The sequence below is a fragment of the Nocardiopsis protaetiae genome (assembly GCF_045446735.1).
GTDB classification, from domain to species: domain Bacteria; phylum Actinomycetota; class Actinomycetes; order Streptosporangiales; family Streptosporangiaceae; genus Nocardiopsis; species Nocardiopsis protaetiae.
The window spans coordinates 1-20,402 of the sequence record NZ_JBJJBV010000104.1 but is presented as its reverse complement, the minus strand read 5'-3'; the positions used below and the strand labels follow the sequence as shown (position 1 = coordinate 20,402).

General features: G+C 73.6%; 18 protein-coding genes. 7 read left to right on the top strand and 11 right to left on the bottom strand.

Going from position 1 to position 20,402, the window contains the following annotated elements; genetic code table 11:
* Nucleotides 1-315: 315 nt before the first annotated feature.
* On the bottom strand, nt 316-1,251 hold the full coding sequence (locus ACJOT3_RS17120; protein WP_406973834.1) for a carbohydrate kinase family protein: 936 nt from the start codon (nt 1,249-1,251) through the stop codon (nt 316-318).
* Between the two features lie 288 nt (nt 1,252-1,539).
* Between ACJOT3_RS17120 and ACJOT3_RS17115 the strand changes: the two genes are divergently transcribed.
* The 4 genes from ACJOT3_RS17115 (at nt 1,540) to ACJOT3_RS17100 (ending at nt 6,793) form a co-directional block, all read left to right on the top strand.
* Complete coding sequence (locus ACJOT3_RS17115; protein ID WP_406973831.1) at nt 1,540-4,254, top strand: bifunctional acetate--CoA ligase family protein/GNAT family N-acetyltransferase; 2,715 nt, start codon at nt 1,540-1,542, stop codon at nt 4,252-4,254.
* Nucleotides 4,255-4,384: 130 nt separating this feature from the next.
* Entirely contained in the window at nt 4,385-4,957 is a 573-nt protein-coding gene (locus ACJOT3_RS17110) for a DUF5998 family protein (RefSeq protein ID WP_406973833.1), read from the top strand.
* Between the two features lie 289 nt (nt 4,958-5,246).
* The gene (locus ACJOT3_RS17105) at nt 5,247-6,068 is read left to right on the top strand and encodes an enoyl-CoA hydratase-related protein (RefSeq protein WP_406973830.1); all 822 of its coding nucleotides are present in this window, start codon (nt 5,247-5,249) and stop codon (nt 6,066-6,068) included.
* A gap of 71 nt (nt 6,069-6,139) precedes the next feature.
* Nucleotides 6,140-6,793: an MBL fold metallo-hydrolase gene (locus tag ACJOT3_RS17100; protein WP_406973829.1), complete on the top strand. Its 654-nt coding sequence runs from the start codon at nt 6,140-6,142 to the stop codon at nt 6,791-6,793.
* 1 nt (nt 6,794) lies between these two features.
* Here the strand turns inward: ACJOT3_RS17100 and ACJOT3_RS17095 are convergent, their stop codons facing one another.
* On the bottom strand, nt 6,795-7,880 hold the full coding sequence (locus tag ACJOT3_RS17095) for a CHAT domain-containing protein (protein WP_406973828.1): 1,086 nt from the start codon (nt 7,878-7,880) through the stop codon (nt 6,795-6,797).
* A 198-nt stretch (nt 7,881-8,078) separates the two neighbouring features.
* On the opposite strand from ACJOT3_RS17095, the gene ACJOT3_RS17090 reads away from it, so the two are divergent.
* Nucleotides 8,079-8,660, top strand: coding sequence for a hypothetical protein (locus tag ACJOT3_RS17090; protein WP_406973827.1), 582 nt, complete (start codon nt 8,079-8,081; stop codon nt 8,658-8,660).
* A 263-nt stretch (nt 8,661-8,923) separates the two neighbouring features.
* Here the strand turns inward: ACJOT3_RS17090 and ACJOT3_RS17085 are convergent, their stop codons facing one another.
* The 3 genes from ACJOT3_RS17085 to ACJOT3_RS17075 form a co-directional block, all read right to left on the bottom strand.
* The gene (locus ACJOT3_RS17085; protein WP_406973826.1) at nt 8,924-9,766 is read right to left on the bottom strand and encodes a tetratricopeptide repeat-containing protein; all 843 of its coding nucleotides are present in this window, start codon (nt 9,764-9,766) and stop codon (nt 8,924-8,926) included.
* Between the two features lie 466 nt (nt 9,767-10,232).
* The gene (locus ACJOT3_RS17080) at nt 10,233-10,643 is read right to left on the bottom strand and encodes a hypothetical protein (RefSeq protein ID WP_406973825.1); all 411 of its coding nucleotides are present in this window, start codon (nt 10,641-10,643) and stop codon (nt 10,233-10,235) included.
* On the bottom strand, nt 10,640-11,182 hold the full coding sequence (locus ACJOT3_RS17075; RefSeq protein WP_406973824.1) for an RNA polymerase sigma factor: 543 nt from the start codon (nt 11,180-11,182) through the stop codon (nt 10,640-10,642). Before ACJOT3_RS17075 ends, ACJOT3_RS17080 begins: the two co-directional genes overlap by 4 nt.
* A gap of 281 nt (nt 11,183-11,463) precedes the next feature.
* Between ACJOT3_RS17075 and ACJOT3_RS17070 the strand changes: the two genes are divergently transcribed.
* Complete coding sequence (locus ACJOT3_RS17070; protein ID WP_306367313.1) at nt 11,464-11,958, top strand: DUF3145 domain-containing protein; 495 nt, start codon at nt 11,464-11,466, stop codon at nt 11,956-11,958.
* Between the two features lie 187 nt (nt 11,959-12,145).
* Here the strand turns inward: ACJOT3_RS17070 and ACJOT3_RS17065 are convergent, their stop codons facing one another.
* From ACJOT3_RS17065 to ACJOT3_RS17050, 4 genes are all read right to left on the bottom strand, one after another.
* Nucleotides 12,146-12,553: a DUF1707 SHOCT-like domain-containing protein gene (locus ACJOT3_RS17065; RefSeq protein WP_406973823.1), complete on the bottom strand. Its 408-nt coding sequence runs from the start codon at nt 12,551-12,553 to the stop codon at nt 12,146-12,148.
* A 66-nt stretch (nt 12,554-12,619) separates the two neighbouring features.
* Nucleotides 12,620-13,408 carry a 3'(2'),5'-bisphosphate nucleotidase CysQ family protein gene (locus tag ACJOT3_RS17060; protein WP_406973832.1) on the bottom strand — a complete coding sequence of 263 codons (789 nt, stop codon included), beginning with the start codon at nt 13,406-13,408 and terminating at the stop codon, nt 12,620-12,622.
* Between the two features lie 164 nt (nt 13,409-13,572).
* On the bottom strand, nt 13,573-14,625 hold the full coding sequence (locus ACJOT3_RS17055; protein ID WP_406973822.1) for an ATP-grasp domain-containing protein: 1,053 nt from the start codon (nt 14,623-14,625) through the stop codon (nt 13,573-13,575).
* Between the two features lie 260 nt (nt 14,626-14,885).
* Nucleotides 14,886-15,422, bottom strand: coding sequence for a YbhB/YbcL family Raf kinase inhibitor-like protein (locus ACJOT3_RS17050; RefSeq protein ID WP_406973821.1), 537 nt, complete (start codon nt 15,420-15,422; stop codon nt 14,886-14,888).
* A gap of 426 nt (nt 15,423-15,848) precedes the next feature.
* Here ACJOT3_RS17050 and ACJOT3_RS17045 point away from each other — a divergent pair, with 426 nt between their 5' ends.
* A complete protein-coding gene (locus ACJOT3_RS17045) occupies nt 15,849-16,814 on the top strand; it encodes an LLM class F420-dependent oxidoreductase (RefSeq protein ID WP_406973820.1) in 966 nt (321 codons plus the stop codon).
* Nucleotides 16,815-16,875: 61 nt separating this feature from the next.
* Here the strand turns inward: ACJOT3_RS17045 and ACJOT3_RS17040 are convergent, their stop codons facing one another.
* Nucleotides 16,876-18,279: a PucR family transcriptional regulator gene (locus tag ACJOT3_RS17040; RefSeq protein WP_406973819.1), complete on the bottom strand. Its 1,404-nt coding sequence runs from the start codon at nt 18,277-18,279 to the stop codon at nt 16,876-16,878.
* A 252-nt stretch (nt 18,280-18,531) separates the two neighbouring features.
* Complete coding sequence (aspT, locus tag ACJOT3_RS17035) at nt 18,532-20,226, bottom strand: aspartate-alanine antiporter (RefSeq protein WP_406973818.1); 1,695 nt, start codon at nt 20,224-20,226, stop codon at nt 18,532-18,534.
* Nucleotides 20,227-20,402 lie beyond the last annotated feature (176 nt).

Genomic DNA, 20,402 nt, shown 5'->3' with positions numbered 1-20,402 from the left:
CGAGCCGCGCGCCCGGGCGCACCCCGGGCGCGCGAACGTGCCGGGAGGAGCGCCCGGGCCGTCACCCGCTCCCGGCCGCTGCCGGGTACGAGCCTGCCAAGGCCGGCCCATCGCGCCGGGCGACTTCCCGCTGTGCGCCCGCGTTCGGCTCGCCTGGGCCGGACGCGGCCCCGCCGTGGCCGTCCGGTGGCGTGTGCGGCCCCGGTCCCGGGGGCGGGTGCCCGGCGGGGGCCGACTCCGCCGTGCCCGGGCCGGGCATGCGAACGGGGCCCGGCGTGTGCCGGGCCCCGTCGTGGGACTTCGTGGGGGTGCGGGTCAGCGGATGCGCTGGCCGCGCGGGGCGCCGCGCCGCACCGGCTGGCCGTCGCCCAGGTCCGGGCGGGCACCCGGCTGGTGCAGGGCGCGCCCGGCCAGGCGGTGCGCCCGGGCCAGGGCCTCCTTGGGGTGGCGGCCCGCCAGCCACGCGGGCAGGAAGCCCGCGATGAACGCGTCGCCCGCGCCCACCGAACCCGGCGAGGGCTCGACCTGGTCGGCCGGGGCCCGCACCACGTCGTCGCGGGTCTTGGACGCCCACAGGCCGCCGTCCTCGCCCAGCTTCAGCACCACGTTCGGGAACCAGGCGGTGAGCACCTTGGCCGCCGCCTCCGGGTCGTCCCGGCCGGTCAGCACCTTGGCCTGCGCCGCGTTCGCGAACAGCAGGCGCGAGCCCTGCGTCCAGTCCAGGAAGTTCTCCGCGCCGGCCCGCTCCAGCGGGGCGTGCGAGCCGCCGTCCACCGAGATGGACATGCCGCTCTCGCGCGCCATCCGCAGCGCCACCCGCGCCGCCCGGCGCGAGTCGGCGTTGATCAGCGTGTAGCCCGACACGTGCAGGTGCCCGTCCGGGCCGAACACGTCGCGCGGCAGGTCCTCGGGCTGCAGGCGGGCGTTGGCGCCCGGGTCGCTCAGCATCGTCCGGTCGCCCCGGTGGGTGATCATCACCACGCAGGTGCCGGTCGCGACCTCGGGGTCCATCACCATCCGCGAGTCGAGCCCGTACCCCATCAGCTCCATCTCGCGGGTGCGCCCGGTGATGTCGGAGCCGCGGCGGCCCACGAACGTCGTCTCGGTCCCCTCCACGGCCAGCCAGGAGGCGATGTTGGCACCCGAGCCGCCGCCGTACATCACCACTGACGCCGGGGTATCGCTACCGCGGGCCAACGGGTGGAACGCGCGCGCCACGGCATCGGTCATCAGATCACCGATCACGACCACTCGTGTCATATCGCCAGCCACCACCGAGTCATGAGAATTCGTGCCCGCACGACGTTAACAGGTGAATCGTCAGCGGCGTGTAACGAAGTGACGGCACCCCGGACACACGCTGCTCCAGGGACCCCGTCCCGCGGCCGAGCCCCCACGGGCCAGGGTATCCGGCCGCGGGGCGCCCGCTCCCGGATCGGGACCTCGGACCCCCCGGGAACAGGCCGGATCGCGGGTGTTTTCGCGCCGACCGCATCGACTTTCCCCGGAATCGACCGATTGTCGTCTAGTCTCGCAGTCGTGCAGTCCTACCCGAACCACTGGGAAGCCGACGTCGTTCTCACCGACGGAGGCACCGCCCACCTGCGCCCCATCACCCCCGGCGACGCCGACCTGCTGCGCGAGTTCCACGGCAGACTCTCCCCGGAGACGATCTACTACCGGTTCTTCGCGCCCTACCCCCGCCTCTCCGACCGCGACGTCAGACGCTTCACCACGGTCGACTACGAGGACCGGGTGGCCCTGGTCGCCACCATCTCCGACGCCCTGGTCGCGGTGGTGCGCTACGACAAGGTCGCCCCGGAGGAGGCCGAGGTCGCCTTCGTCGTGGAGGACGCCCACCAGGGGCGCGGTCTGGCCTCCGTCCTGCTGGAGCACATCGGCGCGGCCGCCCGCGAACGCGGCATCCGCCGGTTCATCGCCGACGTGCTCCCGGAGAACCGGCGGATGATCAACGTCTTCCGCGAGGCCGGGTACACCGCCCAGCAGACCTTCGACGAGGGGGTCATCCGGCTCACCCTGGACATCCAGCCCACCGACGACTCCACCGAGGTCATGCGGGCCCGCGAGCAGCGCGCCGAGTCGCGTTCCATCGCCCGGCTGCTGTTCCCGGAGTCCGTCGCGGTCATCGGCGCCAGCCGCACCGCCCACACCATCGGCCAGACCGCCCTGCGCAACCTCCTCGACAGCGAGTTCCAGGGCCCCGTCTACCCGGTCCACCCCGAGGCCAAGGCCGTCGTGGGCGTGCGCGCCTACCCCTCCGTGCTGGACATCCCCGACCCGGTGGACTTGGCCGTCGTCGCCGTGCGCGCCGAGGCCGTCGCCGACGTGGTGGAGCAGTGCGCCGAGAAGGGCGTGCACGGCCTGATCGTGGTCAGCTCCGGGTTCGGCGAGATCGGACCCGAGGGGCGCGTCCGCCAGGACGATCTGGTGCGCACCGCCCGCGCCGCCGGGATGCGCGTGGTCGGGCCCAACTGCCTGGGCATCGCCAACACCGACCCTGCGGTGTCCCTCAACGCCACCCTGTCGCCCGACCTGCCGCGGAGCGGGCCCATCGGGTTCTTCTCCCAGTCCGGTGCGCTGGGCCGGGCCATCCTCCAGCGCGTCGCCGACCGGGGGATGGGGCTGTCCACGTTCGTCTCCGCGGGCAACCGCGCCGACGTGTCCGGCAACGACCTCATGCAGTACTGGCAGGAGGACCCCTCCACCGAGGTCGTCCTGCAGTACCTGGAGTCCCTGGGCAACCCGCGCAAGTTCACCCGCCTGGCCCGGCGCCTGGCCAAGCAGAAGCCGGTCGTGGCGGTGCGCAGCGGCGGGTCCGCGCAGACCACCCCCACCGGGCACGCGGCGGGCGGGCTGGCGCTGCCCGACTACGCCGTCACCTCGCTGTTCCAGCAGGCCGGGGTGGTCCGCGTCGACGACATCACGCAGATGTTCGACGCCGCCCAGGTGTTCGCCTACCAGCCCCTGCCCAAGGGGCCCCGGGTCGGCATCATCGGCAACTCCGACTCCCTGGAACTGCTGGTCAAGGACGCCGCGATGCGCCAGGGCCTCAAACCGCACGACCCCGTCAACCTGGGACCGCAGGCCACCGCGGACGACTTCGACCGCGCCCTGGAGGCGGCCCTGGCCGACGACGAGGTCCACTCCGTCGTGGTCGTGTTCGTCCCCGCCCTGCACCCCATCTCCGACGACGTCGCCCGGGTGCTGCGGGCCCGCTCCCTGGGCTCGGACAAACCCATCCTCACCACCTACCTGGCCCGGCAGGGCATCCCCGACGAGCTGCGCCACGTGGGCGAACGCGGGGAGACCCTGCGCGGTTCGGTGCCCTCCTACCCCGCGCCCGAGGACGCCGTGCGCGCCCTGGCCTACGCCACCCGGTACACCCAGTGGCGCGACCGCAAGCCCGGCCGCCACCCCGAGCTGCCCGACATCGACGGCGCCCGGGCCCGCGCCACCATCACCCGGGCGCTCAAGACCGCCTCGGGCGAGGAGGAGGTCTGGTTCGGCGGCGAGCGCCGCTACGACGAGGACACCTCGGTCTCCGCCGAGGACACCCGCGAACTCCTCGCCTGCTACGGCATCACCGCCTACCCCGACATCCCCGTGTCCTCCGCCGACGAGGCCGTCGTGGCCGCCGGGGAGCTGGGCTACCCCGTCGTGGTCAAGGCCGACTCGCCCGACCTGCGGGTGCGGGCCGGGGGCACCTTCGTCCGCGCCGACCTGCGCACCCCCGACGACGTGCGCAGCGCCTACCTGTCGCTGGCCGACCGGTTCGGCTCCGAGGCCGACCTGGTCGTGCAGCGCATGGTCGCCCCCGGGGTGCCCACCGTGGTGCGGGCGGGCGACAACCAGTCGTTCGGCTCGGTGGTCTCCTTCGGCCTGGCCGACGTCACCGCCGAACTCCTCGACGACCGCTCGTTCCGGCTGGCCCCGCTCACCGACATGGACGCCGCCGACCTCATCCACGCCGTGCGGGCCGCGCCGCTGCTGTTCGGGCTGCCCGCCGGGGCCACCTCGCTGGCAGAACAGCCCAACGTGGAGGCGCTGGAGGAACTCCTCATCCGGGTGTCGCGCCTGGTGGAGGCGTTCCCCGAGATCGGCTACATCGACCTGGACCCGGTCCTGGTCAACGCCACCGGCGCCCACGTGCTGGGCGCCCGCATGTGGCTGCGCGAAGCCCCCGACATCCGGCCCGACGCCGGACCCCGGCGACTGCGCGGGGTGACCTTCTGATGCGGCGGCCGGTACCCGCACCCGGGCGGGGAGTGACGTCCTGATCAGGCACTGGGCGTCCCGTTTCTCCCAGCGGTCGCGAAGTGTCGCGGGAAGAAGGCAGGATAGGGACATGAGGAAAACACGCGCCGTGTCCACGGACTGGCGACTGGAGATCGAACGCAGCGGCTACTATCCCGCGCTGGTGATCGACGCCGTCGCCACGGCCCTGGGCGACGAGAACGCCGAGGCGTTCGTCGTGCACCACGAGGCGACCTTCGACCCGGCCATGGAGATGCGCCGGCACATCACCGTCATGCTGCTCACCGCCACCCGGCTGGTGGTGTGCCACACCGACGAGCACCCGCCCACCGACCCCGGTGGCACCTCGCACGCGTCCACCACCACCGACAGCATCCTGATCGGCAACATCCAGTCGGTCGCCCTCACCCGGGTCGTGCCCAACCCGGCGCAGTACACGCCCGGGAGCATGCCCAGCGAACTGGTCCTCAGCGTCAACCTGTCCGTCAACTGGGGCGCGGTCGCCCACATCGACCTGGAGCCGGCCTCCTGCGCCGACGAGAGCTGCGAGCTCGACCACGGCTACACCGGTGCGATCACCGCCGAGCCGCTCACCCTGCGGGTGAGCGAGGCGGCCGACGGCGCCGAGGCCGTCGCCACCATGCTGAACTTCGCCAACGCGCTCTCGGCGGCCACCCGCTGACATCCGCGCCCACGGGGCCGGGGACCCGAGCGGTCCCCGGCCCCGACGCGTGTCACACGTTCGACCTCCGGCCGTGACAGGGACTTAACGAACACGGGACACCCGGCCGTGGTGCCTTGACAATCCATCCGTCTAGGGTGGAACCGGATTCGTGCATTCCGCCACATAGAGAGGCGCGCCCGGTCACAAACCAGGCGCTCACGGGCACGCCGTACCCCTACGGCGCGTTCGCTCTCACACACTCCCCGCACCCGCGGAGATGATGGACCCGGAGAAAGGTCGGTCTGCGATGACGCAGCACTCGTCCCCGACGACCAAGGACGACACGCCACTGGTACGCCTGGAGGTGGACCGGGCCGTCGCCACGGTCACCCTGGACTCCCCCCGCAACCGCAACGCGCTGTCCGCGCGGCTGCGGTCGGAGCTCTCCAAGGCGCTGTCCGACGCCATGGCCGACGACGAGGTGCGCGCCGTCGTCCTCACCGGCACCGGACCCGTGTTCTGCGCCGGGGCCGATCTCAAGGAGGTCGCCGCCGCCCTGGCCGGGGAGCCCGTCGAACCGGCCCCCGAACTGCCGGAGGTCTTCGAGCAGATCATGGGCGCCCCCAAGCCCGTCATCGCCGTCCTCAACGGCGCCGCCCGCGCCGGCGGCATCGGCCTGGTCGCCGCCGCCGACATCGCCCTGGCCCCCAAGAGCGCCACCTTCGCGTTCACCGAGGTGCGCATCGGCGTGGTGCCCGCGATCATCTCCGTCCCGGTGTCCGCGCGGATGCACTCGCGCCAGCTCAGCCGCTACTTCCTCACCGGCGAGCTGTTCGACGCCTCCGCCGCCGCCAAGGCCGGGCTGATCACCCAGGCCGTGCCCGACCGCGACATGGCGCACGCCCTCGACGCGGTCCTCCAGGGCATCCGCGGCTCCGCGCCCAAGGCGCTCTCGCGCACCAAGGAACTGCTCGGCGAACTCGGCGCCGGGGCGCTGGCCGCCCCCGACCGGCGGGCCGAGGCGTTCACCCGCATGGGCGAGCTGTCCGCCGAGTTCTTCGCCGCGGAGGACGCCGCGGAGGGCCGGGCGTCCTTCTTCGAGAAGCGCCCCCCGCGCTGGGCCAGGTGAGCCGCGGCCGGACGCCCCGCCTTTCGGGGCGTCCGGTGCGTTCGCTCCTGTGAAGAGGTCACAATGGTCGGGTGAGCTACTCCGGAGATACCAGGGTCGGCGGTCCCGCCGACCTGCGACGACTACCGCATCTGACCATCACCAAGATCAGCGTCGGGCCCATGGAGAACAACGCCTACCTGCTGCGTTGCCGCTCCACCGGCGAAGCCGTCCTCATCGACGCCGCCGCCGAGCCCGACCGCATCCTTGAGCTCCTCGGCTCCGACGGGCTCGACCGGGTGATCACCACCCACCGCCACCAGGACCACTGGCAGGCCCTGGCCGAGGTCGTCGGGGAGACCGGCGCCCGCACCGTGGCCCACCCCGACGACAGTGGCGAACTGCCCGTCTCCGTCGACGAACCCGTCGTCCACGGCTCGCGGATCCCCGTCGGGGACTGCCACCTCACCGTCATCCACCTGCGCGGCCACACACCCGGGTCGATCGCGCTGCGCTACGACGACCCCGAGGGGCACGTCCACCTGTTCACCGGCGACAGCCTCTTCCCGGGCGGGGTCGGCCGCACCTGGTCCGACGAGGACTTCCGGACCCTTCTCGGCGACGTCGAGGAGCGCGTGTTCGGGGCCCTGCCCGACGACACCTGGGTCTACCCCGGCCACGGGCGCGACACCACCCTGGGCGTGGAGCGCCCCCACCTGGGCGAGTGGCGCGAACGGGGCTGGTGAGTCAGGCCCCCAGACACACGAAGCCGAGCCGCCCCAGGTGGGCGGCCACCGCCTCGGGCGGAGCGGCACCCGCCGCCAGCGCCCGGTGGAAACCGGCCACGGCCCGCCCGGTCCCGGCGTCCCGCACCGGGGCCGGGTTGGCCACCACCGCGCGCACCCCCGCCGCCAGCAGCGAACCGGCGAACCGCCCGGCCCCGCACGAGGTCAGCACCACCACCTCCGGCGGCGCCGCCGACACCAGGTCCACGGCCAACAGCGGGCCGTCGGCCAGGGCGACCGACGACAGCAGCGGCGAACGCTCCGCGACCCGGCCGTGCCCGGACAGGTGCACCAGGTCGCAGCCCGCGGCGCCCGCCGCCACCTCGCGGACCCGGCCGGTCCGGCGCGCCCGGGGGTGGACCCGGCCCAGGTCGGCGACCTCCCGGACGGCGCCCCGCGGCGCCGTTCCCGCCGCCAGCAGTACCCGCCGCCAGCGGGGGAGCGGCCGCACCACCCGGTCCACCCACGCCCGCGCCGACGGCACCACCGCGACGGAACGCCCCCGCAGCCCGGGCAGCGCGCCCCACGCCGGGTGGCCCAGCCGCGGGTCGGCGGCGATCACCAGCGGCCGGTCGCCCACCAGCGCCGTCACGGGGGCCAGCGCCGCGGCGAACCCCCGCGCCACCCGCGCGGCGGTGCCCAGCGACCGGGCGTACACCCGGCCGTCGACCACGACCAGTGCCACCACCTCGCCCACGACCACCAGACGCACGAACGCCCGGCCGTCCAGCAGCGCGGACAACCGGGCGCCCACCGGCCCGCACTCCCGCTCGGGCACGCCCCGCGCGTACCGCGCCCGCTCCCACCTGCGCGCATGCACCAGGCAGTGCCGGTCCCGCCCGTTCGCCAGGGCCTGCCGGTACCGCTCGACCACCGGGTCGCCCCACCCCGCCGGCACCGGCGGCGGCGCGGGCACACTGAACTCGGCCCACTCCAGCGCCCCGCACAGGTCACCGCCGGCCAGCGCCGCCTCCAACCCGGCCCGCGCCACCTGCGGATCCCCGACCACCTGCGGGGCCGCACCGATCGCCTGTGATTCATGCGTCACCCACGAACCACGCACATCCCCGCCGACCCACACCTCCCGCGACACATACGGCGCCCACAACCCCTGCACCCCACCGCCCACCTGCACCTCGCACGCCTCCTGCGGAACCTGGGCCGCATGAGCCGACGTGCTGGCCACCGGCGGTTCGTGGCTCTCCCACGTCTCATCTTTCACAGGCGGAGCTTGAACTTTCGGAACGTGCACCACCTGCACGTCGGCCGCCTGGGATGCGTCGAGCGCCTGCGGCTCACCGGCCATTTGCTGCTCACGGGCCTCTTGTGGAACGTGGGGCACATGAGCGGCATGACCCGCCAGCGGTGTGCCGGTCACCTGCGGGTTGTGGGTCGTCCGTGGGCCGCCGAGCTCCTGCAACTCACGGGCCTCCTGCGGAACGTGAGGCGCTTGAGCGGCATGGTCCGCCTGCGGCGTGTCGGCCACCTGCGTCTCGCAGGCCGCGAACGGAGCTTGGGTCACCTGCGGATCGTGAGCCGTATACCGCTCGTGGGTCTCCCACGTTTCATGGCTCACGGGCAGAGCTTGAACTTTCGGAACGTGCACCACCTGCACGTCGGCCGCCTGGGATGCGTCGAGCGCCTGCGGCTCGTGGATCGTTCGCGGCTCGCTGAACTTCTGCGGTTCACAGGTCACCTGCACCTTACGGGCCTCCTGCGGAATGTGGGGCGCATGGGCGGCATGGTCCGTCTGCGACGTGTCGGCCATCTGCGGGTCGTGGGCCGTATGCCGCTCGTGGACCGTCCGCGGTTTGTCGAGCCCCTGTGAATCGCGGGCGGCCTGCGACTCACGGGCTTTCTGCGGAACATGAGACGTGTGGGTGGCATGGTTCGTCTGCGGCTCGTGGATCGTCGGCGGCCTGCTGAGCTCCTGGGGCGCATGGGCGGCATGGTCCATTTTCGGCATGTCGATCACCTGTGGTTCGGGGGTGGCCTGTGGCTCGCGGGGCACAGGCCACCTGGGGGTCGGGGGTATCTGTGTGTCGTGGGCCGGGCGCGGGGCATGCGGCGCCGAGGGGTACCTGCGGATCCCTACGGGTGGCCGGGCTCCTGCTCGGCGCGGGGGGTGTGCGGGGCGTCGGTCGGCGGGGGTTCCTGGGGGGCCGGTGTGGCGTGGGGCCAGGGAGGCAGTTGCGTGTCCACCGCCCGGTGGGCCGCCACCAGGCGGGGGATGGGCCGGGAAACGCTCAGCGGTCGGCGCAGTTCCAGGGCGGCGTGGGCCCGCTCCTGCGGCGACGTGTACAACCGCTGCGGCGGAACCGCGCACACCCGCTCGGCCATCTCCTCCACCCGCACCGCCAGGCGGTGCCACAGCGAGCCCGGCCCGTGGGCGTCCAGCACCCGGCGGACCAGTTCCCGCGCCCGGTACCGGTCGCCGCGCAGCAACCGGAGCTTGGCCTCCACCAACAGGGTGACCGGCTCCGCCGACCGGCCGTGCGCCCAGGGGCCGTCCGCCAGCGTGAGCGCGGCCTCCTCCAGGTGTCCCTCGGCGAGCAGTGCCTCGGCCAGGTCGGTGCACAGCGCCTCGCGCCGGTCGGCCGGCAGCCGGTGCGCCAGATCCGTGAACGTGGCGATCGCCCCGGCGGGGTCGCCCTTGCGCAGCGTCAGACAGCCCAGGTTCTGCCGGGTGATCAGCTCCAGCAGGTGCAGGTCCCGCTCCCGTGCCAGGGACCGGGCCTCCTCCAGGTGGTCCTCGGCCTCCCCGAACCCGCCGCTCAGAATCCTGGCCAGCCCCAGGTTGGCGAGGAACCCGGGCAGGACGGGCGCGGCCTCCTCCGCCATCGGGTGCCGCCGGAGCCGGGCGTGCGTGTCGTCGAGGATCTCCACGGTCTGGTCGAACAGGCCGCGTTCGGCCAGGTCGACACCGCAGATCACGCGCTGGAGGAGAAGACGGCCGGACCTTTCCACGTGTCCGTCCCTTCCCGTTCCCCAACGGACGGAGGGGGCTGAGGAACGGGCTGCGGGGTGGGACGGGGTCAAGGTCCGACCGCCTTTCTCCGAGGGGGAGGAGCACCTCTAGGAATAGCAGCGGGTCACGGTCCGTGTGGAGGTGCGAACCCGAAGTCACCTCGGAGGCGGGTCTCCAAATGCGGGCAAGGCGGTGCGAAAACCGACGATCGCCCGGGGTTTCCTACCGGGGTGCAATGGCAATTCGGAACCGCCCGATCTGTGACCGTTGGACCCGCACCGTAGAAAAAAAGTGCCCCAGGTCACAACGATCGAATGCGGATCGGGCGGGTGGTCAAATTTGACCAGCTGTAGTCAAACTTGACTACCCAAGCCCGGTGGTCGCGCAGGAAAAAGGCGAGGCCCCGGGATCGCGTCCCGGGGCCTCGGCCGGTCAGAGGGTGAACCACTCCGTGGTCAGCGGATCCAGGGCGTCGCGCCGCAGGGTGAGCCGGATCGGCCCGCGGTGCAGGTCCTGGAGGGCGAACTCCCCGGTCTCCTCGATGGAGGCGACGTCCTCGCGCCGGCCGCTCGGCCGGTGCGCCTCCAGCAGGGCGTACCCGAAGTCGCCCTGGACCGTCCCCGACAGGGTGCGGCAGGGGCCGCGGGCGTGCAGGGACAGGTCGATGCGCACGTCCTCGAACTCGAAGGCCAGCTCCCCGACGACCGGGTCGTCCACCGACCGCACCTCCTCCAGGCGCGGCCCCCGGTCGGCCACGAGGACGGCGAGGTCCATGGCGTCCACGCCCCGGTCGAAGGCCGCCAGCGCGGCCTCCCGCCCCTCCATGTCCTCCCGGCTGCTCATATCTCGTCCTCCAGGGTGTTGCGGAGCCGGCGGACCATGCGGCGGCGCTCGTTGAACGCGGCCCGCCGGTCCTGCGGGGGCGGGGCGGTGTCGGGTTCGAGGAAGCGCAGGGCGGCCCGCCGCTCGGCCGGGTCGCGCAGCCGGTCGACCGCCCGGCGCAGCGTCTGGTCGCGCTCCTTGCGCAGGTACTCGGCCTCCGGATCCGGGGCGTTGCCGTCGACGTGGGTGAACGTCTCCGGGTCGGTCGGGTACTGGCGGGCGTCGCGCCTGCGCTGGCGCAGGCACTTGTCGCGGGTGACCCGGTTCAGCCAGGCGCGTAGATGGTGCGGTTCGCGCAGCCGGGTCAGGTGCAGGTTGAGGGTCAGCCACACCGTCTGGACGACGTCCTCGCGGTCGGGCGCGGACAGTCCGTAGGAGCGGGCGACGGCGTTGACCATCGGCAGGTGGCGGTCGACGATGTCCCGCCAGGCGTCGCGGCTGCCCTGCGCGGCCTGCCGCACGAGTTCGGCGTCGTCAAGGCCGAGTCCGGTTGTGGCCAATGTCGGGGGAGGTTCATGCCGAGGGTCGCTGGAAAGTACGGTTTCAGGGTCCTCGTGCGACTGGTCTGGCAAACGCGCCCCCACTATGATCGGACTTCCCCATAGCACCTTCGGGGCACACGTTACTCCGGAGGGGCTGGGAATGCTGGGAGATCCCAGAAGATCGCTGGTCCCCAGGGTGTCCTTCGGGCACAATGGGGCAAAGGCATTCAGGCGGGTATGCAACCTTCTCGTGGTACGAGGGCGTCGGGGAAGCGCACTCGTTCGTATCAGGAGGTTCGGTGTCCGCACGTGGCGTCTTGTACGTCCACTCCGCGCCCGCGGCGCTGTGCCCACACGTCGAGTGGGCGGTCGCGGGTGTCGTAGGAGTGCCCGTGAAACTCGATTGGGTCGCCCAACCGGCGGCACCCGGCAACCACCGCGCCGAGCTGAACTGGCAGGGGCGGCCGGGGACCGCGGGGGAGGTGGCCTCGGCGCTGAACACGTGGCAGCGCCTGCGGTTCGAGGTGACCGAGGAGGGGTCGCCCGGCTGCGATGGCGTGCGCTACAGCTACACGCCTTCCCTCGGCATGTTCACCGCGGTCACCAGCGCGGCCGGAGAGGTCCTGGTGCCGGAGGGCAGGCTGCGCCTGGCCGTGGAGGAGGCCGCCGCGGGCGGCTCCGACCTGGCGGCGGCGATCGACCGGCTCACCGGTCGCGCCTGGGACGAGGAGCTGGAGCCGTTCCGCTACGCCGGTGACGGTGCCCCCGTCCGCTGGCTCCACGCCGTCGGCTAGGCCGCGTTCGGTTCTCCGACCCGCCGCCGGGACGCCGGTCCCGGCCGTGCCGGCCGCGCTCGCACGGCCGATTCCGCGCGGACCCCCTCACACGACACCGCCGGGCCCGCAGGGCGACGCACGGCAGTGACACGGCCGCCCATCGGCGTGAACGCCGAGCCTGCCGAGGACATCCATCGACCGCCGACTAGAGCGGCTCGCCCTCGTCGGGCCAGATGAGGGAGGCCAGCAGCACCGCCGCCCAGATCCCCAGCGGGACGAGCGGCCAGTACGGCACGAGTTCGCCGCCGATGAGGACCGCCGCGCCCCACACCCCCGTGAGGAGCACGGCGATGCCCAGCCACCAGCGCCACTCGTCGGCGTGCTCCCACCGGGGCTCCTCCCGGGCGGGCGGCACGAGCGGCGGCCGGGCGGGCGCGGGCAGGTCGGCGATGAGCCGGTCCAGCTCGCCGATCAGCACCGCGCGCAGTGCCGACTCCACCCGGCGCTCGTATTCGACCAGGTCCAGGCGGCCCTCCACGAACGCCGTGGTGAGCCGTTCGACGGTCTGCTCGCGCTCGTCGTCGGAGGCGCGTGTGCGGTACCTGTTCTCCACTTCCCACCCCCCGGGGCGCGGTGCGGTGCCCACACGATACGCGCGCCCCCCGGGGTGGGGGAAGGGTCATTCGGCGGCGAGCCAGCGCGCGACCGTGCGGCAGGTCGCCGGGTCGGCCCCGCCGACCAGCCCGGTGTGCTCGTACCCTCCGCGGTACCGGAAGGGGGTGCCGTCCAGCCGGGTCAGCAGCCCCCCGGTCTCGGCCAGCACCAGCCCCGGCGCGGCCACGTCCCAGTCGCGGACGGGCACGTCCTTGACGAACAGGTGGGCGGTCCCCTCGGCGACCAGGCACAGCTTGAGCGAGATGCTGCCGCTCTCCAGGTAGCCGCTGTACCCGAAGCGCTCGCCGACCCGGGCGGTGATGCCGCTCGGCTCGGGGGTGTTGTCGGTGAGCACCCCGTGCCCGGGCGGCACCGCCGGGTGGCGGGGCAGGGGGACGCCGTTGCGGCGGGCGCCCCGGCCGCGCACGGCGGTGTACAGGGTCCGGGTCTCGGGCGCGTACACGGCGGCGACCTCGGGGCGGTCGCCGATGACGAGGGCGGCCTGGGTGACGTACCCGGGGAAGCCGTGAACGTAGCTGGCGGTCCCGTCGATGGGGTCGATCAGCCAGTACCGGGGCGGGCGCTCCCGGGCCAGGGAGTCGGGGTCCTCCTCGCTGACCACGGGGATGTCGGGGTCGATCGCGGTGAGCCGTTCGGACAGCGCCCGGTGCGCCCGGGCGTCGGCCTCGGCCTTGAACTGGCTCCCCTCCCACACACCCCGCAGGGCGGCGGCGTCCTCGCGCCATTCGCGCAGCAGAACGCCGACCTCGGTGACCGCCCCGGCCACCGCCTCCGCGAGCGGGTGCCCGCCCACCGCGTCGCCCGCTGTCCTGCCTTCCGCGCCGCCGACCGCACCGCCTTCCGCTCCGCCGACCCCGTCGCCCGTTGCCCCGCCCACCGCTCCATCCGTCCCGCCGTCGGCCGTTCCGCCCCCCGCCCCGGCCACCGTCCCACCGCCCGTCTCACTCACGGCCCCGCTCACCCTCCCGCCGCCGGGCTCACCGGAGCCACCGGGGCCACCGGCGCCAGCGCCGGATCCCGGGCGGGAACCCCGACGGCGGCGGGCGCCGGGCTGATCCCGTGCGAGGCGAACTGCTCCTCGTCGATGAACTCGTCGGTCCAGCGCCGCACCATGGTCACCCCTTCGCGCCAGTCGTCGGCGAGCCGCGGCCCGACCCCGACCGCCTGGCCCACCAGCCCGGCGATCTCGTCGACCCCGGCGGCGCTGGTGAGCGCCGAGGTGGAGGAGAAGCGCGGGTTGATCTCGAACACCCGGGGCGCGCCGCTCTCGTCCAGACACAGCTGCACGTTGAAGGGCCCGTCCGCCCGCAGGGACTCCTGGACCGCCCGACAGGTCTCGATGACCGCCTCGTTGCGGCGGGTCACCGCGTACTTGGTGACGCCCTGCTTGAGGACGACCTCCTTGGGGACGACCGCCTGCACCTCGCCGTCGCGCCAGACCACCACGGACACGGTGTACTCGGGCCCGGTGATCCGCTCCTGGACGATGAGCTCGTCGGCGGGGTGCCCGCTCTCGGCCACGACCCGGGCCAGGTCGCCGACCGAGTCGATGATCCGCACCCCGCGGCTGCCGCGGCCGCTGCGCGGCTTGACCACCAGGCCCTGTGCGGCGTCGAAGGTGTCGGTGGGCCACTCGGAGGCGAGGCGGGTGAGGGGGATCCCGATCCCGGCGGCGTCGAGTTCGCGCATGAGCCGGTACTTGTCCAGGCAGGTGGCGACGAACTCGGGCAGCGGCAGCAGGACGGCTACGCCGTCCTCGGCCAGGCCGCCGACGTGCAGCAGTTCTTCGTCGACCAGCGGGACGACGGCGACGGCGCCCTCCTCGGCGCACAGCGCCCGCATCCGGGGCAGGAAGGCCTCGCTGTCGCCCGGTGGGACGAGGTGGCCGCGGTCGGCGAGGTACAGGCCCGGTGCGGTGGGGTCGACGTCGGTGGCGACCACTCTGTATCCCTGGGAACGGAGGTGGAGGATGGTGCCCGGGGTGGGTGCCGACCCCGCTGTCGTCACCACGATGGTCGGTTTCCTCGAAGACTTCTCTGGCACCGGACGAACCCTTCCAAGCCGTGTCGGGCTGATCGCGGGGGATGGACCGAGAGTAGTCTCCGACGGGCGTGAAGACCCGTCATTGGCCGATTTCGGCTCGGCGGTCAACCGGACGGGCGCCTCGCGCGTGTACCCATCGGCCCCCGGGAGGAAGAGGGCCGAGGGCGGGTGCTCTCTGGGGAGAGGACGCCCGCCCTCGATGTGTTCCGGGCCGGTGCCGCCCCGTCCTACTTCTGCTCGTAGACGGGGGTGATGATCGCGCGCCCGATGGAGTGCGAGAACAGGTTGAACCCGAGGAACGCCGGGCTGGCGGAGGCGTCCACGGCCAGTTCGGCGACGTCCACGGCGTGCACCACGAAGAAGTACCGGTGCGGTCCGTGCCCGGCGGGCGGCGCGGCGCCGATGTAGCGGTGGCCCCCGGCGTCGTTGCGCAGGGTGACTGCCCCGGCGGGCAGGGCGCCGTCCTCGCCGGATCCGGCCCCGGCGGGCAGTTCGGTGACGTCGGCGGGGATGTTGGCCACCGCCCAGTGCCAGAACCCGCTGGCGGTGGGGGCGTCGGGGTCGAAGCAGGTCACGGTGAAGCTCCGCGTCCCCTCGGGGGCGCCGCTCCAGGACAGCTGCGGCGAGACGTCCTCGCCGCCCGCGCCCATGATCCCGCTGACCTGGGCGAGGGGCAGGGGCTTGTCGTCGACGACGTCGGTACTGGTCACGGTGAACGACGCGACCGGGGGCAGGAAGTCGTAGGGGGAGGGTGGCACGGCCACGGTGAGGGGTCTCCTTCGTCCGCTGTGGTTTTCGGGCCCTACGAACATACGCCGGTGCGGGGCCGTGCGTCCCGGCCCCGGGGCGCCGTGTCGTGGGCCCGGCCCGAATCCCGGCCACCGAACCCCTGCCTTCTTCGGGTCGCGCCCTCGGTCACCGAAACCCGGTCTCCGTGTCGTGGGCCCGGCCGTCGAGCAGGGGCCCCGGTGCCGCGCCCGCGCCGCCGAGCCCCGGCCTCCGTGTGACACCCCCGGTCCCCTAACCCCGGCCGCCGCCCCGTGCCCCCGGTCACCGATCCCCGGCCTCCGTGTCGCGCCCCGGGCCCCCGAACCCCGGCCTCCGTGTCGCGGGGCCGCCCGGAGACAACAGACCGACCGGGCGGTATGGTCGGGGGTCACCGGCACGGACGACACCGACAGGGAGCCACCATGACCAGTCGCTGGGGCATGACCGTTCCGCTCGAAGGGATCCCGCTCCTCGACCAGCGGGCGATCATCGAGCGCATGTCCGACCAGGGCTACACCGACCTGTGGTCGGCCGAGGCGGGCGCCACCGACGCGTTCACCCCTCTGGCCCTGGCCTCGGTCTGGGCCCCCGAACTGCGCCTGGGCACCGCCATCGTGCCCGCCTACACGCGCGGCCCGGCGACCCTGGCGATGAGCGCGGCGACCCTGGCCGCCGCCGCGCCCGGACGGTTCGCCCTGGGCATCGGCACCTCCTCCAACGTCATCGTCGAACGCTGGAACTCCATCCCCTTCACCGAGCCCTACAAGAAGGTCCGCGACACCGTCCGCTTCCTGCGCGAGGCGTTCACCGGCACCCGGATCAAGACCGACTACGACACGTTCTCCGTCCAGGGCTTCACCCTGGGCGCGGTCCCGCCGCAGGCCCCGCCGATCCTGGTGGCGGCGCTGCGCCCGGGCATGCTGCGGCTGGCCGGGCGCGAGGCCGACGGCGCGATCATCAACTGGCTGTCCGCCGAGGACGTGCGCACCGTGGTCCCGTACGTGCACGAACAGGGCGAGGGCAAGGAGATCGTCGCCCGGATCTTCGTCATCCCCGGCGTCGACGCGGACACCGCCCGGGGGATCGGCCGCTGGGCGATCTCGGCCTACCTCAACGTCCCGGTGTACCGGGCGTTCCACGAGTGGCTGGGACGCGAGGAGCTGAACCCGATGTGGAAGGCCTGGGACGCGGGCGACCGCAAGGGCGCGCTGGCCGCCATCCCCGACTCGGTGGTGGACGAGCTGATCGTGCACGGCCCGGCCGAGTACTGCCGCGAGCGCATCGGCGCCTACGTCGAGAACGGGGTGACCACCCCGGCCCTGGCCCCGATCCTCCCGCCGGGGATCGACCCGGCCGACGCGGTCCGGGACCTGGCCCCGCGCGGCTGACCCCGGGATCGCCCGCGACCGCCCGGGACGACCCGGGACCGCCCGGGGCCGCCGTGCACCCTCACGGGTCTTCGACGGTCCCGGGCAGCCGGCGGGCGCGCAGCACGAGTTCGAGCTCGAACCGCTCGCCGGGGTCGCGCAGCCGCGCCCCGAACAGCTCCTCCAGCCGCCGCATCCGGTAGCGCACGGTCTGCGGGTGGATGCGCAGCCGCTCGGCGGCCTCGTTGGCGTTGGACCCGGCCTCCAGCCAGGCCAGCAGTGTCTGGGCCATCCGCTCCCGCTGGTGCGGGCGCAGCCCGGCCAGCGGCGCCAGCCGGGCCCGGGCCATCGCCGACAGCAGGGCGGTGTCGCGGGACAGCAGCAGCGCCAGCAGGTGGTCGTCCCAGCGCACCAGGCCCTCGCCGGGGACCGCCCCCGAACGCACGAGTTCGGCCAGCTCCCGGGCCCGCTCCAGCGACTCCGGGACACGCTCCAGCGGCATGCTCGGCCCCAGGACCGCACAGGTGCCCCGCAGCGACCGCTCCAGCGCTCGCAGCCTGCCGGGGCCCTCGGGGTCGGGGACCAGGGCGCAGGGCTCGGGACGCTCCAGGTCCACCAGCGCGTCCGGCGGCAGCGCCGGGGGCAGCGCCCCCGCCCCACCGGTCCCCTTCACCCCACTGGGCCCGACGACCCCACCGGTGCCGTGCACACCACTGGGCTTGTCCGCCCCACCGGGTCCGCGCTCCCCACCGGGGTCGTGCGCCTTACCCGGCTCGAACGCCCCGTTCGCCTCACCGACCGCGTTAGCTTCACCGACCCCGTTAGCCTCACCAACCTCACCGGGCCGGTCGGCCGGGCCCGCGGAGCCGGGGTGGAGCAGTACCACGGCGGCCCGCTCGGGCGGGCGCCAGAAGGCGCCGCGGGCCAGCGCCGCGACCGCCGCCGGGTCCCGGCCGACCCCGGCCAGCAGCGCCTCCAGCAGGCGGGTCCGGCGGTGCCGGGAGACGTCGGCCCCCGCGGAGCTCACCCGGGCGTGCCCCTCGGCGGCGGCCGCGCCGACCTCCTCCTGGAAGAGCAGGACGGCCTCGCCCAGCGGCCCCAGCCGGTCGCGGGACAGGGCGTCGTCGTCGGACAGGACCCGCCAGACCGCGGCGGCGATGACGCGCATCCCGGCGTGCAGGCGCTCCAGGCCGCGGCCGTGCCCGGCCTCGTGGGCGCCGAACGCCCGGAACCGCGCGAGCAGCGCCTCGTCGGGGCCGCCCCCGCTCCCCAGCCGCTCCACGAACCCCTGCACCCCGATGTCGAGCAGGCGGCGCGCCCCGGCCTTCGCGTCCGGCGCGACCAGCGCCTCGCCGAGCCTGCGGTGGATGCCGGCGAGCGCCTCATGCACCATCACCGGGGCCAGGGAGCGTATGCGGGCGCCCACCTCCGGGGGGATCTCGGAGAACGGATCCGTGCGGCCGCTCTCCCGTGGGGGGTGGGTCATGTCTCCTCCGGCGCGGACGCACGGCGGAGCCGTCCGTGGCACGCCCGCGCGTGCTCCGTGCGCCAGATCGGGGGGTGCGTCCCGCCGGGGGTGACGGGGGACACATCCATACCACCAGAGCCGGTTGCGGAGGACAAGCCCGGCCCCCCGCAAACGCGGCCCCGGCCGGTACCGGACACGCGAAGGCCCCGCCGCCCGGTCCGCGACCGGTGGCGGGGCCCTCCCGTGCCCGGGGTCTCGGCTCCCGGCCTCCTAGACCACCGCCCCGGCCAGGGCCACGATCACCGGCCCGGTCAGCGGCAGCAGGATGTTGGAGATGGCGTAGGTGATCGTGTACGCGATCACCGGCACCGTGTTCCCCGCCGTCGACACCACCTGGCTGATCGCCGGGGTGCTGCACTGCTGCCCGGCCACCGCGCCGATCAGCAGCGGCGGCTCGATCTTCATGAACCGGTGCCCCACGAACAGCGAGATCGTCGCCGGGATCAGCGTGGTCAGCACCGCCGCCACCGGCAGCATCACCCCGTAGTGCTGCACCAGCTGTAGCGCCGACGGCCCCGCGGACATGCCCACCGCCGCGATGAACGTGGCCAGGCCCAGGTCCTTCATCGTCCCGGCGGCCGCCGGGTGCAGGGAGCCGAACGTGGGCCTGCGCGCCCGCAGGTACCCGAACACCAGCCCGGACAGCAGCGCCCCGCCGCCGGTGCCCAGGGTCAGGTCGGCGTCCCCGAGCGGGATGACGATCTGGCCGATCAGGATGCCCAGCACCAGGCCCAGCCCCAGATAGACGAAGTCGGTGGTCTTCTGGGAGACCATCGGGTACCCGAGCCTCTTCTCGACCTTCTTGACGTCGGCGGGCGCCCCCACGACGGTCAGCACGTCGCCGGTCTGCAACCGGGTCTTGGGCAGCGCCGGGATCTCCTGCTCGGTGCGGGTGAGTTTGCGGATGAACACGGCCTCGCGCAGGTCGGCGCCGAGCAGGTCGCCCAGCGACTCCAGCGGCAGGTGGTTGGTATCGCGGTGGGTGAGCACCACGTCCAGGCTCTGCAGGACGGTGTCGGGCTCCTCGGCCTGCTCGGGGCCGATGACGTCCTCGGCGCCGACCAGGGCCGCCCGGCGGCCCACCAGCACCAGCAGGTCGCCGGTGCGCACCCGGAACTCCGGCCCGGGGCGCTTGACGGTCTGGTCGCCGCGGCGCACCTCCTCGACGGTCGAATGGCCGTTGAGGGACGCGTGGATCTCCTCCACGCTGCGCCCGTCGGACCGCTCCACCCGGTAGGCGCGGCCCACCAGGTCGGGCAGCGCGGGGGTCTCCCCGTCGACCCTGTCCCGGCCGCCGCTCATCTTCTGCCACAGCCTGGCCGACTCCTCGCGCAGGTCGAACCGCATGATGCGCGGCGCGATCTGGCTGGTCAGCAGCACGATGGTGATGAGACCGCACAGGTAGCTGATGGTGTAGGCGGTGGCGACGTTGTTCTGGAGCTCCTTGGTCTCGTCGGCGGACAGGCCCAGGCGGCCGATCGCCTCGGAAGCGGTGCCCAGCGCCGCCGACTCGGTGGCGCCGCCCGCCATCAGCCCGGCCGCGGTCCCCTGGTCCAGGCGCAGCAGGACCGTGAACACCAGGACCACACCGATCACCGACACCACCTCGATGATCGGGAAGCCCAGGTAGCGCAACCCCTTGCGGTTGAGGTTGGCGAAGAACTGGGGTCCGCTGCTGAACCCCAGGGCGAAGATGAACAGCGCGAACGCGAGGTTCTTGACCCCGTCGTCGAGCTGGGCGCCCGTCAGGTAGCCGATGACCAGCGCCACCAGCAGGGTGCCGCACACCCCGCCCAGCCGGATCGGTCCGAACGGCACCTTGCCGAACGCGTACCCCAGCGCCAGCGCGGTGAACAGCGCGATCTCCGGGGTGTTCTGGAACAGGTCGGTGACCCAACCGCCCACGGCGGCCTCCTCACGACTCGGGGTGGCCTAGGGCGTGTTCGGTGGATCTTGTTGAGTGGGGCGATCGGGCCGTGCGCGTAATCGGATGAAGATGTCGGCGACACGCACGGTCGCCCGGTAGGTCGTGGCGAGCTTGTCATAACGCGTGGCCAGCGCCCGGAACTGCTTACGGCGGT

Coding starts and splice junctions, on each gene's coding strand:
- ACJOT3_RS17105 (WP_406973830.1), top strand. CDS start 5,247: ATGACGCAGCACTCGTCCCCGACGACCAAGGACGACACGCCACTGGTA.
- ACJOT3_RS17080 (WP_406973825.1), bottom strand. CDS start 10,643: ATGAGCAGCCGGGAGGACATGGAGGGGCGGGAGGCCGCGCTGGCGGCC.
- ACJOT3_RS17045 (WP_406973820.1), top strand. CDS start 15,849: ATGACCAGTCGCTGGGGCATGACCGTTCCGCTCGAAGGGATCCCGCTC.
- ACJOT3_RS17040 (WP_406973819.1), bottom strand. CDS start 18,279: ATGACCCACCCCCCACGGGAGAGCGGCCGCACGGATCCGTTCTCCGAG.